Annotated in this window: 17 protein-coding genes; 14 read left to right on the forward strand and 3 right to left on the reverse strand. The window is 61.3% G+C overall.

What is annotated here, in order from left to right; translation table 11 throughout:
* The first annotated feature begins 48 nt into the window (after nucleotides 1-48).
* From RlegSU303_RS05170 to RlegSU303_RS05205, 8 genes are all read left to right on the forward strand, one after another.
* Nucleotides 49-2,406: a putative monovalent cation/H+ antiporter subunit A gene (locus tag RlegSU303_RS05170; RefSeq protein WP_017959624.1), complete on the forward strand. Its 2,358-nt coding sequence runs from the start codon at nucleotides 49-51 to the stop codon at nucleotides 2,404-2,406.
* 4 nt (nucleotides 2,407-2,410) lie between these two features.
* Complete coding sequence (locus RlegSU303_RS05175; RefSeq protein ID WP_017959625.1) at nucleotides 2,411-2,830, forward strand: Na(+)/H(+) antiporter subunit B; 420 nt, start codon at nucleotides 2,411-2,413, stop codon at nucleotides 2,828-2,830.
* Nucleotides 2,830-3,207, forward strand: coding sequence for a Na+/H+ antiporter subunit C (locus RlegSU303_RS05180; protein ID WP_043294676.1), 378 nt, complete (start codon nucleotides 2,830-2,832; stop codon nucleotides 3,205-3,207). Before RlegSU303_RS05175 ends, RlegSU303_RS05180 begins: the two co-directional genes overlap by 1 nt.
* A 261-nt stretch (nucleotides 3,208-3,468) precedes the next feature.
* A complete protein-coding gene (locus tag RlegSU303_RS05185) occupies nucleotides 3,469-5,052 on the forward strand; it encodes a Na+/H+ antiporter subunit D (protein ID WP_017959627.1) in 1,584 nt (527 codons plus the stop codon).
* Entirely contained in the window at nucleotides 5,049-5,522 is a 474-nt protein-coding gene (locus RlegSU303_RS05190; protein WP_017959628.1) for a Na+/H+ antiporter subunit E, read from the forward strand. The genes RlegSU303_RS05185 and RlegSU303_RS05190 overlap by 4 nt, the downstream gene beginning before the upstream one ends.
* Complete coding sequence (locus RlegSU303_RS05195; RefSeq protein WP_017959629.1) at nucleotides 5,519-5,872, forward strand: cation:proton antiporter; 354 nt, start codon at nucleotides 5,519-5,521, stop codon at nucleotides 5,870-5,872. Before RlegSU303_RS05190 ends, RlegSU303_RS05195 begins: the two co-directional genes overlap by 4 nt.
* Nucleotides 5,869-6,201 carry a monovalent cation/H(+) antiporter subunit G gene (gene mnhG / locus RlegSU303_RS05200; RefSeq protein WP_094086399.1) on the forward strand — a complete coding sequence of 111 codons (333 nt, stop codon included), beginning with the start codon at nucleotides 5,869-5,871 and terminating at the stop codon, nucleotides 6,199-6,201. Before RlegSU303_RS05195 ends, mnhG begins: the two co-directional genes overlap by 4 nt.
* Nucleotides 6,202-6,641: 440 nt before the next feature.
* Nucleotides 6,642-7,073 carry a MucR family transcriptional regulator gene (locus RlegSU303_RS05205; protein ID WP_003557810.1) on the forward strand — a complete coding sequence of 144 codons (432 nt, stop codon included), beginning with the start codon at nucleotides 6,642-6,644 and terminating at the stop codon, nucleotides 7,071-7,073.
* A 332-nt stretch (nucleotides 7,074-7,405) separates the two neighbouring features.
* On the opposite strand, the gene RlegSU303_RS05210 is transcribed toward RlegSU303_RS05205, so the two are convergent.
* Both RlegSU303_RS05210 and RlegSU303_RS05215 read right to left on the reverse strand, forming a co-directional pair.
* Nucleotides 7,406-7,828, reverse strand: coding sequence for a SufE family protein (locus RlegSU303_RS05210; RefSeq protein ID WP_017959631.1), 423 nt, complete (start codon nucleotides 7,826-7,828; stop codon nucleotides 7,406-7,408).
* A gap of 246 nt (nucleotides 7,829-8,074) precedes the next feature.
* On the reverse strand, nucleotides 8,075-8,569 hold the full coding sequence (locus RlegSU303_RS05215; RefSeq protein ID WP_017959632.1) for a DUF5330 domain-containing protein: 495 nt from the start codon (nucleotides 8,567-8,569) through the stop codon (nucleotides 8,075-8,077).
* A 413-nt stretch (nucleotides 8,570-8,982) separates the two neighbouring features.
* Between RlegSU303_RS05215 and RlegSU303_RS05220 the strand changes: the two genes are divergently transcribed.
* The 5 genes from RlegSU303_RS05220 (at nucleotide 8,983) to RlegSU303_RS05240 (ending at nucleotide 13,374) form a co-directional block, all read left to right on the forward strand.
* Nucleotides 8,983-10,563 (forward strand): sensor histidine kinase, encoded by a 1,581-nt coding sequence (locus RlegSU303_RS05220; protein WP_017959633.1) that lies wholly within the window; start codon nucleotides 8,983-8,985, stop codon nucleotides 10,561-10,563.
* Nucleotides 10,535-11,449 carry a peptidoglycan-binding domain-containing protein gene (locus RlegSU303_RS05225; RefSeq protein ID WP_017959634.1) on the forward strand — a complete coding sequence of 305 codons (915 nt, stop codon included), beginning with the start codon at nucleotides 10,535-10,537 and terminating at the stop codon, nucleotides 11,447-11,449. The genes RlegSU303_RS05220 and RlegSU303_RS05225 overlap by 29 nt, the downstream gene beginning before the upstream one ends.
* A gap of 382 nt (nucleotides 11,450-11,831) precedes the next feature.
* Nucleotides 11,832-12,182, forward strand: coding sequence for a hypothetical protein (locus tag RlegSU303_RS05230; protein ID WP_128459998.1), 351 nt, complete (start codon nucleotides 11,832-11,834; stop codon nucleotides 12,180-12,182).
* 171 nt (nucleotides 12,183-12,353) lie between these two features.
* Complete coding sequence (locus RlegSU303_RS05235; protein WP_017959636.1) at nucleotides 12,354-13,121, forward strand: Crp/Fnr family transcriptional regulator; 768 nt, start codon at nucleotides 12,354-12,356, stop codon at nucleotides 13,119-13,121.
* 46 nt (nucleotides 13,122-13,167) lie between these two features.
* The gene (locus RlegSU303_RS05240) at nucleotides 13,168-13,374 is read left to right on the forward strand and encodes a hypothetical protein (protein WP_029875294.1); all 207 of its coding nucleotides are present in this window, start codon (nucleotides 13,168-13,170) and stop codon (nucleotides 13,372-13,374) included.
* Nucleotides 13,375-13,411: 37 nt separating this feature from the next.
* On the opposite strand, the gene RlegSU303_RS05245 is transcribed toward RlegSU303_RS05240, so the two are convergent.
* Nucleotides 13,412-13,591 (reverse strand): hypothetical protein, encoded by a 180-nt coding sequence (locus RlegSU303_RS05245; RefSeq protein ID WP_094086395.1) that lies wholly within the window; start codon nucleotides 13,589-13,591, stop codon nucleotides 13,412-13,414.
* A gap of 399 nt (nucleotides 13,592-13,990) precedes the next feature.
* Between RlegSU303_RS05245 and RlegSU303_RS05250 the strand changes: the two genes are divergently transcribed.
* Nucleotides 13,991-15,439: a methyl-accepting chemotaxis protein gene (locus tag RlegSU303_RS05250; RefSeq protein WP_131708460.1), complete on the forward strand. Its 1,449-nt coding sequence runs from the start codon at nucleotides 13,991-13,993 to the stop codon at nucleotides 15,437-15,439.
* The last annotated feature ends 114 nt before the right edge of the window (nucleotides 15,440-15,553 follow it).

Raw genomic sequence — 15,553 nt, forward strand, 5'->3', positions numbered from 1 at the left:
TCCTTGAATCGATTCCGGTTTAAGGCGTTATCCAGTAGAGGAGAAGACATGGCCGATGTCACGGCTCTGACATTTCTGGCCCTGTGTCTGCCGCTCGCCGGCGCTCTTGCTGCTCCCTTCGTCATCCGCACCTTCGGCGCAAACGGTGCCTGGCTCCTGGCGATCGCTCCCTTGCTCGCCTTCCTGCATTTCCTGCGGTTCATTCCTCAGATCGCGCGCGGCGAGGTTGTTACAGGCGGCTATTCCTGGGTGCCGAGCTATCATCTCTCTTTCTCCTGGTTCCTCGACGGCCTGTCGCTGGCTTTCGCGCTGCTGATCACCGGCATCGGCACCATGATCGTGCTTTATGCCGGCGGCTACCTCAAAGGACACAAGGATCAGGGCCGCTTCTTCTCCTTCATCTTCCTCTTCATGGGCGCGATGCTCGGCGTCGTCGTTTCCGACAGTTTCCTGATGCTCTTCATTTTCTGGGAACTGACGTCGATCACGTCCTTCCTGCTGATCGGTTTCGATCACGAGCGTGAGGCGGCTCGCCGCGCCGCCCTGCAGGCGCTTGTTGTGACCGGCGGGGGAGGGCTCTGCCTGTTGGCCGGCCTGCTGCTGCTCTGGAACATCTCTGGCGTCACTGAGATGTCGCGGCTCGTCGGCGCCGGCGATATCGTGCGCGAAAGCCCGTTCTATCTGGCTGCGCTCATCCTGGTCCTCGGCGGCGCCTTCACCAAGTCGGCGCAGTTTCCCTTTCATTTCTGGCTGCCGAACGCCATGGAGGCGCCGACGCCGGTTTCGGCCTATCTGCATTCGGCCACCATGGTGAAGGCAGGCGTCTATCTGCTGATGAGGCTCAACCCAGTCATGGGAGCAACCCCTGCATGGGAAATCCTTCTGCCCTTCTTCGGCGGGCTGACGCTGGTGGTCGGCACCGCGCTTGCCATCCGCCAGACCGACCTGAAGCTCAAGCTCGCCTATACCACCGTCTCCTCGCTCGGCCTGCTCGTCATGCTGATCGGCTTCGGCTCTGACCATGCAGTGGAGGCGGCAGCACTCTATCTGGTGGCACATTCCCTCTTCAAAGGCGCGCTCTTCATGGTCGCCGGCATCATCGATCACGAGACCGGCACGCGCGATATCACCAGGCTCAGTGGCCTGATGCGGGCGATGCCGCTCACTTGGATCATCGCGCTTGCGGCGGCCTTCTCCATGGCCGGCCTGCCGCCCTTCTTCGGCTTCCTGGCCAAGGAGGAGATCTATACCGCACTCGTCGGCGGCGATGTCCGCACGATTACTTTCGCCGCCATCACTGTCTTCGGCAATGCGCTGATGTTTGCTGTCGCCTTCGCCGTGGCGCTGAAACCCTTCCTCGGCCAGCCGGTGGAGACGCCGAAACCTCCGCACGAAGCCCCCGTCTTGCTTTGGCTCGGCCCGGCCTTTCTCGCCGTCCTCGGCCTGCTCGCGGCGATCTTTCCGGGCTTTACCCATACCGTCCTGTCCTCGCCGATCGCATCCGCCATCCGCCAGACACCCGTCCAAATCGACATTTCGCTGACGCCGCATATCGGCCTGCCCTTGGCGCTCTCCGCCCTGACCGTGCTGCTCGGTATCGGCGTCTACTGGCAACTCGCGCGTGCCCGTTTCCTGATGGCCGTCTTCCTGCGCGCGGCCGGACCTGGGCCGGACCATGGCTTTGATGTCGCTGTATCGGGCCTTGTCCGCTTTTCCGGCCGCGTCATGCGTGTGCTGCAGCCGGGGCGGCTGGAGATCTACGTCACCTGCACCTTCCTCTGCGTTGCCGCCATCCTCATCGTCCCGCTCGTCGTCTATGGCGAGCTGCCGCGTCTGCCGGCCTGGCCGACCGATGTCAGGCTGCATGAATGGGCGGTCTTCCTGATCGCCGCCTTCGGCCTGGCCGCCGTGCTCGTCGCCCGCGACCGGCTGACGGCGATCGTTTCGCTCGGCATCCAGGGTTTCGCCGTCGCCATCATCTTCCTGCTGTTCGGCGCGCCGGATCTGTCCTTCACCCAGTTCATGGTCGAAACCCTTTCGGTGGTGATTCTCGCCCTGGTCATGACCAGGCTTCGTCTCTCGCCCGACGATCAGCGGCCGCTCGGCCGCAAGCTCTTCGACGGCGCGCTGGCGCTTGCCTGCGGCCTCGGCTTCACGCTTCTGCTGATGCGGGCAACCGAGGCACCGTTCAACGACGCGCTGACGGCTTTCTTCAACACCTATTCCAAATCGATCGCCCACGGCGCCAATGTCGTCAACGTCATCATCGTCGATTTCCGCGGCACCGACACGCTTGGCGAAATCGCCGTCGTCGCGGTCACCGGCCTTGCCATCCTGGCGCTGATCCGCATCCGCGCCGGCAGCGAGCGCAAGCTTGCCGCCAACGATCCCGCGGCGGAGGGTTGAGCGCGTGAACACCCTCATCTTCCGCACCGCCGCCCCGTTTCTCACCGCGCTGATGCTGCTTTTTTCCGTCTTCGTGCTGCTGCGCGGCCATAACGAGCCGGGCGGCGGCTTCATCGGCGGGCTGATCGCTGCCTCGGGACTAGCGATCTACGGCATTGCCCGCGGCGTTGGCGCCGTTCGCCGGGCGCTGTTTTTCCATCCGCTGTCGATTGCCGGCTTCGGCTTGCTGCTGTCGACCGTGGCCGGTCTTCTCTCCATCCTGTTTGCCGTTCCCTTCATGACCGGCCTCTGGATCTATCCGACGCTTTTCGGCGCCGAGGTGCCGCTGTCCAGCGTCATGCTCTTCGATGTCGGCGTCTATCTTGTCGTGCTCGGCGCCATCACCTCGATCGCACTGGCGCTCGAGGAAAAGGAGGTGGAATGATGGAGCCGCTTCTGGCGATCCTCGTCGGTCTGTTCTTCGCCGCCGCCATCTATCTAATGCTGTCGAAATTCTCGATCCGCATCATGCTCGGCATCGCCATCCTCGGCAACGCCGTCAATCTGCTGCTCTTTACCGGCGGCCGACTGACGCGCGAGGTGCCGCCGATCATCCCAGCGGGTCTCGACAGCTTGCCCGCAGGCGCGGCCAACCCGCTGCCGCAGGCCCTCATCCTGACCGCGATCGTCATCTCCTTCTCCTTCCTCGCCTTCCTGCTGGTGCTGACCTACCGCGCCTATCAGGACCTCGGCACCGACAACACCAGCGACATGCGCGCCGCCGAGCCCGACGACCGGCCGCTGCCACCATTGGGGTATTGAGGATGGACATGCGAATTTGGGCTGAAGCACCGGCAACTTCCCTCTTCTCCCCAGCGGGGAGAAGGTGCCCGTTAGGGCGGATGAGGGGGGTGAGGAGCATTCGCGACGAACGCCCGAAGCGTAAGCGAAGGGCAATGTTTTTGCCACAACGAAGGATGACGTGTGTCGTGTGGCCCCCCTCATCCGACCCTTCGGGCCACCTTCTCCCCGCTGGGGAGAAGAGGGAGCAAGCCTCGCCGACCGGAAAAGAAACCTAATCGCATGGCCGCCCCCACCGCCACCGTCGATCTCTCCGCCGCCCTGATCACCGCTCCGGTGCCGATCGGTCATTGGCTTGCCATCCTGCCGGTCGCCCATTGCATCACGCTCGGCGCCGTCCTGCTGATGCTGCGCGGCTATCCCCGCCTGCAGGCCTGGCTTGCTATTCCGGGTCTTGCGGCGCTGGCGCTGATCGATGCGGCGCTGCTTGCCAAGGTCGCGGCCGACGGGCCGCTGACCATGGTCATGGGCCGCTGGCTGCCGCCCTTCGGCATTGCCTTCACCGTCGATCTCTTCGGTGCGCTGATGGCCTTCACCGCAGCTCTGGCCGCACTCGCCGGTGGCATCTATGCGCTGGCCGATATCGGCGAAAGCGGCCGGCGATACGGCTTCTTCCCGCTGCTGATGCTGCTGATGGCCGGCGTCACCGGCGCCTTTCTCACCGGCGATATCTTCAATCTCTATGTCTGGTTCGAGGTGCTGCTGATCTCCTCCTTCGGGCTGATCATCCTTGGTTCCGAACGTGAGCAGATCGACGGCGCGCTGAAATATGCGGTGCTCAATCTGATTGCCACGACCCTGTTTCTGGTCGGCGTCGGCATTCTCTATGCCGCCTTCGGCACGCTCAATATGGCCGATATCGCTGCAAAAACCGGGGATTTGCGCGGCACGGCGCCGCTGATGACGCTGGCAAGCCTCTTCCTGCTCGCCTTCGGCATGAAGGCGGCAGCCTTCCCGGTCAATTTCTGGTTGCCCGCCGCCTACCATACGCCGCGCATCGTGGTCTCCGCGCTGTTTGCCGGCCTGCTCACTAAGGTCGGCATCTACGCGCTGATCCGGGTGATGGTCATGCTGTTGCCGATGGAGCGCCAGGAATTGAGCCTGGTGATCGCGCTCGCCGCCGTCGCGACCATTGTCGTCGGCGCTCTCGGCGCGCTTGCCGAAAACGATATCCGTAGGCTGTTCGGCTATGTCGTCATATCGGGCATCGGCAATATGCTGGCGGGCGTCGCACTCGGCGGCCTTGGCGGCATCAGCGGCGCTGTCTTCTATGCGATCCATTCCATGGTGCTGATGACGGCGCTTTATCTTGCCGCCGGCGAGATCGCCCGGCGCGGCGGCGGCTTTTCTCTCTCGGCCCTCGGCGGGCTCTACAGGCAAAGCGGCGGCTTTACCGCGCTCTCCCTCGTGCTCTTCCTTGCCGCCTGCGGCCTGCCACCCTTTTCGGGCTTCTGGCCGAAAGTCATTCTCGTCAAGGCCTCGCTTGATCTCGGTGCCTGGTGGTTAGCGGCCTCGATCCTCCTCGGCGGTTTTCTGACGACGATTGCCTTCGGCCGTCTCTTCCTGCTCGCCTATTGGCGCCCGGCGCCGATAGCTCCGACGCCGATAGCATCGTCGCCGACAGCCCGGAGGCCGCCCGGGGCCAGGTGGCGCACGGGCCTGCCGCTCGCGGCACTGACAGCGCTGGTCGTCGGTTTTGGCATCCTGCCGGAACAGTTGCTGGCGCTGTCGCAATCGGCCGCTGCCGGCCTGGCCGATCCCCAGGCCTATCTTCATTCGGTCTTCCCGGAAGGGCGCGCGCCGTGATCTTCTTCCTCTTCAACCTGTTGCTTGCCATTGCCTGGGTCGCTGTTACCGGCAGCGCCTCGCTGCACAATCTCGTCCTCGGCTTGCTGCTCGGGGCCTTGGCGCTGGTCATCATCCGCGAGTCATTCGGCGGCAAGGGGCATATCCCCCGTGTCCTCCCGGTGCTCTCGCTCGCCGCTCTGTTCCTGAAGGAATTGTCGCTGTCGGCCTGGAAGGTCACGGTCACTGTCCTCTCGCCCGATATGAAGCTGAAGCCCGGCATCTTCGCCTTCCCGCTGACGGTGACGAGCGATTTCGAGATCACTTTGCTCGCAAACCTCATCACGCTGACACCCGGTACGCTTTCGGTCGACGTCTCTGCAGATCGCCGCACGCTCTATGTGCACGCGCTCGATTGTTCCGATCCCGAGACGACCAAGCGTGATATCGCCAACGGTTTCGAACGCAAGATCATGGAGGCCTTCCGGTGATCACACCTGCCGCCATCGTCGCACTCGCATCCTCGGCCGCACTCGTCATTCTCGGCCTGGCGCTGATTCTGACCGTCTGGCGCGTCGTTGCCGGTCCGACATTGCCGGATCGGATCCTCGCCCTCGACATGCTGACCGGCATCGCCATCGGCTTCATCGCCGTCATCGCGGTCAAGACCGGGTTTTCGCTCTATATCGATATCGCCATTTCGCTCGGCCTCGTCGGTTTCCTGGCGACAGTCGCCTTCGCCCGATTCGTGCTGTCGCGCGGCAACATCAAATCGAAGCCGCCCGCCGCTGCGGCAAACGGCAACACGCAAAAGCGCCGGGCAGGGGGGAAGAAGCGATGATCGATTATATGGTGGCTGCCGTCACCGCCCTGCTGCTGATTGCCGGTGCTTTCTTTGCGCTTGCGGCGGCGATCGGCCTGGTCAGGCTGCCCGATCTCTATACGCGCATGCACTCGGCCTCGAAAGCGGGCACTGTCGGCTCCGGCCTGTTGCTCCTTGCCGCCGGCCTCTATTCAGAGGACCCGGCGATTCTCGCCCGCGCCATTGCCGGTTTCGTCTTCTTCCTGCTGACGGCGCCGGTGTCTGCCCACCTGCTTGCCAGAGCTGCCCATCGTTCGGGATATGATCTCGGTGCACTCTCGGTCCGTGACGATATCAGGGATCGTTGAGCCTATGCTGTTCGGGGACTTTACCAGATTTATGCAAAACTTATGCACAGGAAGCTGTGAGTAAAGCTTGCCGAAGAGCCCCTCAATTCTTCATCTGTCATTTTTTCTCAAGAAAAACGACAAATAATAATTGGCCTTTCGACCAAACGATGGTATTTGAAAATGCAAGTAGAGTTCTGATTGTGGATTGCAATCGTACTGCTTCCAAGTCCCTCAGTTTTGATTTTTAATGTCTAAACTGAGGCCATCGCCTGGGGCATGACGTAGTGGTTTCCAGTCAGGCAGTATAAGAACAGGTCACGCTCTTCGGAATCTAGGGGTGGATTTCGCGTTTTTCGAAACAGAAGGTCGCTTCCTGTGCTTTTGCTGTTCGCTTCTACGAGGCGGGTCTTTGGCGTGTCAGTCAAAGACCGTTTGAGCATGCTAACAGGAGAAAGAATATGACGGATATAGCGACCGGCAATGCGCCGGAGCTGCTTGTGGAACTGACAGCCGACATCGTCGCGGCCTATGTCAGCAACCATGTTGTACCGGTCAGCGACCTGGCCAATCTGATTTCCGACGTGCATTCGGCACTGAGCAACACGTCCGTACCGCAGCCTGCTGCGGCGATCGTCGAAAAGCAGAAGCCTGCAGTTTCTGTCCGCAAGTCCGTACAGGACGAGCAGATCACGTGTTTGGAATGCGGCGGCAACTTCAAGTCCCTGAAGCGTCACCTGATGACGCATCACAGCCTCTCGCCGGAAGAATACCGCGAGAAGTGGGACCTGCCGACCGATTACCCGATGGTAGCGCCCGCTTATGCCGAAGCGCGTTCGCGCCTGGCAAAGGAAATGGGCCTCGGGCAGCGCCGCAAGCGCGGCCGCGGCTGAGCTTTTTCGAAAGCATCGACGACAAAAAGCCGGGTCTTGTGCCCGGCTTTTTGTGTGCTTTTTCAAGACGAAGAAATACTCGGTCCGATATTTAGAGCCTTTCCGGGTTAGATTGAAGCATTCTGTTGGCTCAAACGGAGTCGGATGGTCGACCGGCCGGCCCGTTTCGGCCGGACGCCACGACAGCCTAAGCGGTCCCGTCTTATGCTTTGCCGACAGGCTTAGAATGTATTCCTATACTATGAGCAAGTGTTAATGTACTCGATTGCAGAGCCGGCACCGACCCGCTCGCCCGTCCTGTGGCCCTCAAAGCAGGCCAGCCACGAGTACGGTCAAGCCGCAGCGCGGACTCTTGCCTCTTCGCGGATCCTGTTCACCATCGACCGCAGTCCGTTCGAACGCTGCGATGACAGGTTCTCCACCAGGCCGATCTTCGAGAATATCTCGAAGGCATCGAGCCCGGCGATCTCGGAGGCCGTCTTGCCGGAATAGGTGGCAAGCACGATGGCGACGAGGCCGCGCACGATATGGGCGTCGGAATCACCCTCGAAGCTCATGACGGGATTGTCGGGATCGCCCGCCGTATGGCTCACCAGCCACACCTGGCTGGCGCAGCCCATCACCTTATTCTCGGAGGTACGCTTCTCCTCCGCCAAGTCGGGCAGCGCCTTGCCGAGTTCGATGACATAGCGGTAGCGGTCTTCCCAATCGTCCAGGAAAGCGAAGTCGTCGATGATCTGGTCGAGGGATGCCATGCGGAACCTTTCACTATTAAAGCAGTTCCAGCAAAGGTGCGCAGCGGTTTTGCGTCCGGAATGCGTCAGGAAGTGCTCTAAGACTGCATATAGGTGAAAGACCGGCAGATTTGAACCGTTAAAAAGAAACGCCGTGAGGAATGGGCATCCTCACGGCGCAGCAACATGCTGAATTAAACAGGGCAGGCACGTCAGGCATGGGGCATCTCCGCGTCATGCGGACCACCGATGCAAGCTGGTTAAGGGTCAGGTCGCCGGCTTCGGCGTCGGCAGCGGAATGGCGCCGGTCACCACCGCCTCAGGGGAGGCGTCGTCCTCGACCGGCGGACGGTAAGGCATCGGCTGGTTGAGCGCGGCCTTTGCCTCGCGCACCTTTTCCTGGATGGCAGGCGTGGTGAGGGAAGGCATGTTGAGCGCCACCGGCATCTGCGGTTCGGCAAGCTTTGCGGTTGCCGGCGCCTCGTCCTTGAACTGGCTGTCGAGCAGTTCATAGGCAACGCGGGCGCCTTCGCGGGCCCGGTAGCCGAGCGCGGTGAGGGTCTCGGTGCCCTTGGCGCAGACCTCGGGCTTCTCCGAGCACATGCCGGTCAAATAGTCGTAGGCGCCGCTTGCCGCCGTGAACGCGTCGGAAAGCTGCAATTGCGGGCCGTTGGCGAGCTTGTCGGAACTCTCCGTGCTGAAGACGGAAAGAAGCACGAGCACGAGGCCAAACCAGAAGGATCCTTTGATCAGAAACCACATTGTCGTTGCCCATCCTGTTTTCCCCGTCCGGTTCTTGTCGCCGAATCAGGCCGGTTGTCCGGTGTGTTTTCACCCTACCGCCAAGTTGCGAATGCCGCTTTTCGAAACTCACGCGCATTTGCGGCAAATTTAGTTCAAATTTTAGCGAACGGCATTTGAGCCGCATTTTAGTCGAATGCGAGCGATCGCCGTTAAGCATCAGGGCAGCACCTGCTTGCAATTGCAGGACTTTTGCCGGCTCGCCTTGCCACAGGAGTTAACGCAATGCTGAAATATGAGGAAAATCCGTCGCTTACCCCCTATTAACCACAAAAGGCAAAGAGCCTTCCAGATGCTTCAAAACGAGAATTTCAGCCGTTTCAGGCTGTGAACAGCGCTTTTGCCTTATCCTTTCTTTAAGTCGCCAAGGCCTATTGTCCGGATCGATAGACAGCCTTTCGGGCGGGTATTGCGTGCGTGTATTGAGTAACATTGGCGGCTGGATGACGGCCCTCGTAGACCGGGCAGCGACAAGCTGGCTCTCCCGGACGGGCGGCGGTGAAGCCGTGCGCCAACGCGAGCTCGCGATCCTGCGCCGCCTCGTGCTGTTCTCGTCGGCCGCTCTCGTTGCCGCTCCTATCGGCCTTTCCGCGGTCACCAGTCCGGCCGTGGCGCTGCCGGCAGGTGTCGCCATGGTCTGCGCCGCCTTTCTCTTTTCCGCCGTCGGCAGCATCGCGCTCGCCCGTCAGGGTTCGTCCGCCGGTATCGCCACGCAGTCGGCCGAGGATTTCTTCCTTGCCGCCACCCCGGGCCTCGTCTTCTTCCTCGACCCGCATGGCAGTGTGGCGACCGTCGGTGGTCGCGACCGGCGCGATTTCCTCGCCTGGATGCGCGATCCCAAGGGCAGGGGCTTCCTCGAGCAGGTGCATGTCTCCGACCGCATTCTTTTCCTGCAGGCGCTCGATGGCCTGCGCCGGGGCGAGGATGCTCAGAGCGTCGACCTGCGCCTCGACCGGCCCTCGGTCTCGCGTGATCAGCGCCAGTTTGCCTATCTGAGAATGGACATGACGGCCCGGCGCGATGCCGACGGCGAGCTTGCCGCCATCATTGCCCAGCTGCGCGATGTCTCCGTCGAGCAGCAGCTGCGTGACGAAGCCCAGAACCGCGCGGCTGATGCCGAATCCGCAAATGATGCCAAATCGCGCTTCCTCGCGGCCGTCAGCCATGAGCTGCGCACGCCGCTGAACGCCATTCTCGGTTTTTCCGATATCCTGATCGGCGAATATTTCGGCAAGTTTGAAAACGACCGTCAGCGCGAATATGTCGGCCTGGTCCGCGAATCCGGCGCGCATCTGCTGTCCGTCGTCAACACCATGCTCGATATGAGCAAGATCGAAGCCGGTCGCTACGAGCTGATCCTCGAAGGCTTCGATATATCAAGCTCCGTCAAATCCTGCGAATCGATGCTGGCATTGCAGGCGAAGACCAAGGGCCTCACCCTGACGAGCCGTATTCAGCGCGGCCTCGGCGAGGTCGTCGCCGATCAGCGCGCCATCCAGCAGATCCTCATCAACCTCGTCGGCAATGCCATAAAGTTCACCGAGGCCGGAGGCGTCGTCTCGGTCGATGCGGCAGCGCGCGACGGCATCCTCAAGCTGACGGTCAGCGACACCGGCATCGGCATCCCGGCCGACAAGCTGGCATTGCTTGGCCAGCCCTTCGTCCAGATCCAGAACGATTACACCCGCCGCTTCGAAGGCTCCGGCCTCGGTCTCTCCTTGGTCAAGGGGCTGGTGGCGCTGCATGGTGGGCATTTCGCCATCGCCAGCCAGCCGGGCGAAGGCACGATCATCACGATCGAGATCGCCGCGGACGGCTCGGGTGCACAGCACGCCGAAGACGCCGGTCATGGCGCGACTGTCGAGTTTCCGCCGCGGCTGAAGGGCGCGGTCAATAGCGGTGTAGAGTTGGAAGAGGGGCGTTTCGATGGCCGCGCGCAAGCGAAAATCGCCTAAGGGAAAACGGCAGCAGCCGGGCCTTCTGATGTCAGGCGCCGCCGCCCTCGGCGGGCTCGGCCTGCAGGGCGCCTCCGTGCTCGGCGGCGTCATCGGCCGCAATCCGTCGGTCGCCGGCGGCACGATCACCTTCGCCGTCATCTTCTCTTTCGTCGCCGCCAATGCGCTCTGGTATCAGCCGGGCCTGCATCCGCATCCGATCTTCCGCACCCGCGATCCGCAGTCTCCGACCGTGCTCGGCGCCCGCCGTCCGGCCGAGGAGCAACAGGGTGACGTCACCACCTTCCGGATCGAACGGCCGCAGGATACCGCCGCCACCAACGCGACACCGGCGCCTGCCGCACCCGGCCAGCAGCCGAGCCAGCTCGTCATGGACATCCAGCAGCAGCTTGTGCGCCGCGGCCTCTATAACGGCATACCCGACGGCATCATCGGCCCCCGCACCAGTGCGGCCATTCTCTTCTTCGAAGAGACCGTCGGCATGACCCAGACCGGCGATCCGACGCCGGAGGTGCTGGCGGCGCTGAAGACCGATGCCGCCGGCCCCTCGACCGTGCCCGCCGAAAAGCCGCCCGAGGACGTCAGCTCGAAGGCGGCGGCGGAAGACCCGGTAGCAGCGGCGATCCGCAGCGCCGAGAAGACCGTCAAAACGGTTCCATCGGCAGCAAAGCAGGTTCCATCAAGCCAAATCACCAATGTCGACCTGGTGTTGAAGATCCAGAAGGGTCTTTCCAACATGGCCTATGCCAATGTCGGCGTGGACGGCGTCGCCGGCGAGCAGACCCGCGCGGCCATCCGCCATTTTCAGAAGCACTACAACCTGCCCGAAGACGGCGAGCCGAACCAGGCGGTGCTGAAGAAACTCAAGGAAATCGGCGCGATCTAGGTTCCGCGCCTCTCAAAACAGCGCCAGGTCAGTCATGGCAAGACCTTCCTGCACGGCATCGCCGGATGCATCGAAACTGCCGCACCTGGCAAGCGTTCCTCGGGCCGGACGACTGAAGATGAGTAGGGCCGCCTATCCCGATTGCGGACCCGACAGCTGCTCCAGCGCGCTGAGAGTCGATATACACGGAACTATTGTTGCAACGGCCCGTTGTGCCCGTCAGAATGTGCAAGCTGTGCCAATCTGGCGCGATGGCGTGAAGAATAGAGGGATTTTCCCCGGTTTCTTCCTATGGCCAACGAAAAGGCAGACGAGCTTCTTACCCATCCGGTCTGCAACTCACCGACTTCCCGACCATATCAAAACGCGAGAGGAAATAGCGATGAAACGTCGACCGGCTTCGTCAAGCCGAGTGCAACGTGAGCGCAGGGAGGAATTTGACGACGGGCCGCGGCTTGGCCTCGGCAACAGACAAAACAAGGCTATCAGATTTCTCGACCAATATTATCCAGAACCGCAGCCGACTTCCGTGATCCCGGGGGTATCGGATATAACCATGGAGGGGCTGATAGCGCGAGACGTTGTCGCCGAGGTTCAAGCTCCCGATGGGAAAGAACGTGTTTTCATTCTCGCTGCGCGCGGGGAAGATGAAGTTCGCCGACTCAAACTTCAGGAGACATCGCTCCGAAACGGCATCGGCAAACGACGACCAGTCGCCGCATCACAAGCGTAACCAGTGTGGGCCAAATCCTCTTTCCAAAACAACGTATAGATGCGGCTCTGTACGATTTCATACAAAAGTTGTTGCGCAATGCAGCTTTTAAGCGCAACCTTATATATGACGTCAGCCACGCAAGGGCGCTGACGTTTGGAAGATCGTCGTGCTTTCGCCCCGGAGAGCACGATGACCAACCAGAATATAAGCACGTTCAAGAACCATTTGTTGTGTGCCCTCGCCCCTGAAGATCGGCGCCTGCTTGCCCCCAGTCTGGAGAGAATGCAGCTCAACCTTCGTCAGTCGCTCGAAAAGGCGCATCAGCCGATCAACTTCGTTTATTTTTTCGAGGCGGGTCTTGGTTCGGTGGTGGCAAGCAAAGAGGGCGGTTCAACCGTCGAGGTCGGCCTTTTCGGCCGGGATGGCATGACTGGCACGTCGCTGGCCCAGGGCGATACAGAAAGCCCGTTTGACTGCTTCGTCCAGATGGGCGGCTCGGCGCTTCGTATTTCTGTCGACAATCTTCAAGAAGCGATGTCCCAGAGCGCCGCGTTAACAGAACTGTTGATGCATTATGCCCGTACGCTCGGTATCCAGACCACCTACACCGCTCTTGCAAACGGTCAGATCAAACTGGAAGAGCGGCTGGCGCGATGGATCCTCATGGTTCACGACCGCGTCAATGGCGACAGCTTCTATGTGACCCATGAATTTCTTGCGATGATGCTTGGCGTGCGTAGGCCGGGTGTAACAGTGGCCTTGCAAATTCTCGAAACGAAGCACTTCATCAAATCGCAACGTGGGGAAATTCTTGTGCGGGATCGCACTGGGCTGATGCACCTCTGCCAAGGCACCTATGGTCCGGCTGAGATAGAATACGAACGGCTGACCGGCATTCCTCTTGGTAAATCGAAGCCGGTTCCGAATGATGCCGCGCCGTTGATACGGCCTGCCTGATCGACAACTGAACGCATTTGACGTCGGCAACCCTCAAGGATGATGCGTGACCTCATTTTACAATCACCATGTGGACGAGACCGCTTCGACAGTGCTCCTGATCGCCTTCCAGGAGGCCTGCGCCCGGCATGACATCTCGCCCGATAGCGAAGACGGCTCGGATCTCTTGACCGTTCTTTTGTATGCCTTTCAAAAGGGGACGACGACCAAGGATGCGCTGGTCGGCCTCGCGTTAAATCTCATTGGCAAATGAAAGAGAAAATCCTGCCCGTATCGTTCCGGTTGATAGATCACCTTTTGAGACGATGCGCGGCGCGATCGGAGGCATCCCGATCAGATCGGTGCAGATTGAGAATCCGGATCGCGTCCATTCTGGCGATCGCGTGTTTCTGCACAAAATAGTCAACTTCATAAGCATCGGACACTTTTTTCCGATCCTGTGCGGGTTTGATCACGGTGACAGTCATCATTTTCTCCTCCTAAACCAAATCAGTTGATTCAACTTATCAGGGTCGTGACTCGACCGGTGGAATGGTACGGAATGAGACAATATCATGGAGGGGGAGCTACAATTCACCTTCCGCGGAGCGGCGTCGACCCTGAGCGCGTCTTCGATGGTCAGCATTCCAGCCAATGCGCCGCATGTCTTCAAAAAGACGTCCGGAAAAATGGCACACAGACGGCAGGCCTTCTTTGATCCACGTCCGAGCGGCTACGGGCTTCATTGCCAGCTGATGAGTCGCCACACGACCGGCCCACAGTCACGGAGTCCGCTTTCCCTACAACCTAAGTCTAAGGTGCTGCCGCTGTTTGCAACTTATTAACCATGTTGACGGAAGCTTTTCTGATTGGGCGGAGGAGCGTCGGACATGCATGCGCTGAAGGCGATAGACGATCTGGCCGGAGAACCGGTGGTCGAAGCGGGAGGGCCTGATCGCGAGGCGCTGCGCCACATCCTGCTGCGTCTTGCCGAAGAAGCCTCCACCCTTGGCATCGATCTCGTCGATATCGCCGGCGCCATCCAGGACATGGCGGGAATGTCGGCCCGGCATGCCTCCGCCTTCGATCATGTTACCCGCACCGCGCTGTCGATTGCCGAGACCAACCGCTCGGTCGCCATGTCGCTGCGCGAGACCGACCGTACCGCGGCCGAGGCCCGCCACATGCTGAAGGAATCGGCCGACCGCCTGACGGGCTCCGTCGCCGAGATCGGCCACATGGTTCAGTCCTCCAACGAGATCGGCGCTGAGATCGCCGGCTTCTCCAAGTCGCTTGCCGATGTCGATAATATCGCCGAGGAGATCAGCACCATCGCCCGGCAGACCAACCTGCTGGCGCTGAACGCCGCGATCGAGGCGGCGCGCGCCGGTGATGCGGGCAAGGGTTTTGCGGTCGTCGCCACCGAGGTCCGCGCGCTTTCGCTGCAGACCTCGAAGGCGACCGGCTCCATCCAGCAGACGCTGGACGAACTGCGCGTGAAGATCGACCGGCTGTCGGCCGCCGGCAGCGATGCGCGCGACAGTGCAGCCGGCGTGCGTGACAAGTCGGAGGCGATGCGCGGCGCCTTCGAAAGCATGGAACATGTCATCACCCGCATCCTCGACAGTTCGACTGTCATGGCCAACACCACCGAGGCGGTCGATCAGCAATGCGCCGGCTTCGTCGAGAAACTCGGCGAGATGTCGGCCGAGGTCGCCGGCTCGAATGTCAGGCTGCAGCAGGCGGCAAAACGTGTCGACAGCGTCGTCGGCCTCTCGGAAACCCTGATCCAGCTGACGGCGAGCGCTGGCGTCAAGACCGCCGACAGCCGTTGGATCGAGGAAGCGCAGTCGGTGGCAAGACAGATTTCCGGCGCCTTCGAGCGCGCCGTCGCGGAAGGGCAGATCGGGCTCGATGCTCTTTTCGACCGGCGGTATCGGCCGATACCAGGCTCCGATCCGGCACAGATGATGGCAGCCTTCACCGAACTCACCGACCGCCTGCTGCCGCCGATCCAGGAACCCGTCACAACCTTGGACGAGCGCATCGCTTTCTGCGCGGCGATCGACGAGAACGGCTATCTGCCGACCCACAACCGGAAATTCTCGCAAGCCCAGCGGCCTGGCGACAGCGTCTGGAACACCGCCAATTGCCGCAATCGCCGCATCTTCGCCGATCGCGTCGGCCTTGCCGCCGGCCGCAGCACCGCGCCCTTCCTCGTCCAGACCTACAGGCGCGACATGGGCGGGGGCAATTTCGTGATGATGAAGGATATCTCCGCTCCGATCACCGTCCGCGGACGGCATTGGGGTGGCCTGCGGCTGGCAGTCAAGGTCTGACTCGGCGCTCAAATTTTGACCGCCAATTGCCGCAGCCCGCGCCCGTCTAAAGCACGTCGCAATCTTTCAGATTCATCTCTTGAGCTTTAAGTCTCTATCTTTCCACATGTCGTT

This window comes from Rhizobium sp. SU303 (assembly GCF_021052345.1).
GTDB classification, from domain to species: Bacteria; Pseudomonadota; Alphaproteobacteria; order Rhizobiales; family Rhizobiaceae; genus Rhizobium; species Rhizobium laguerreae.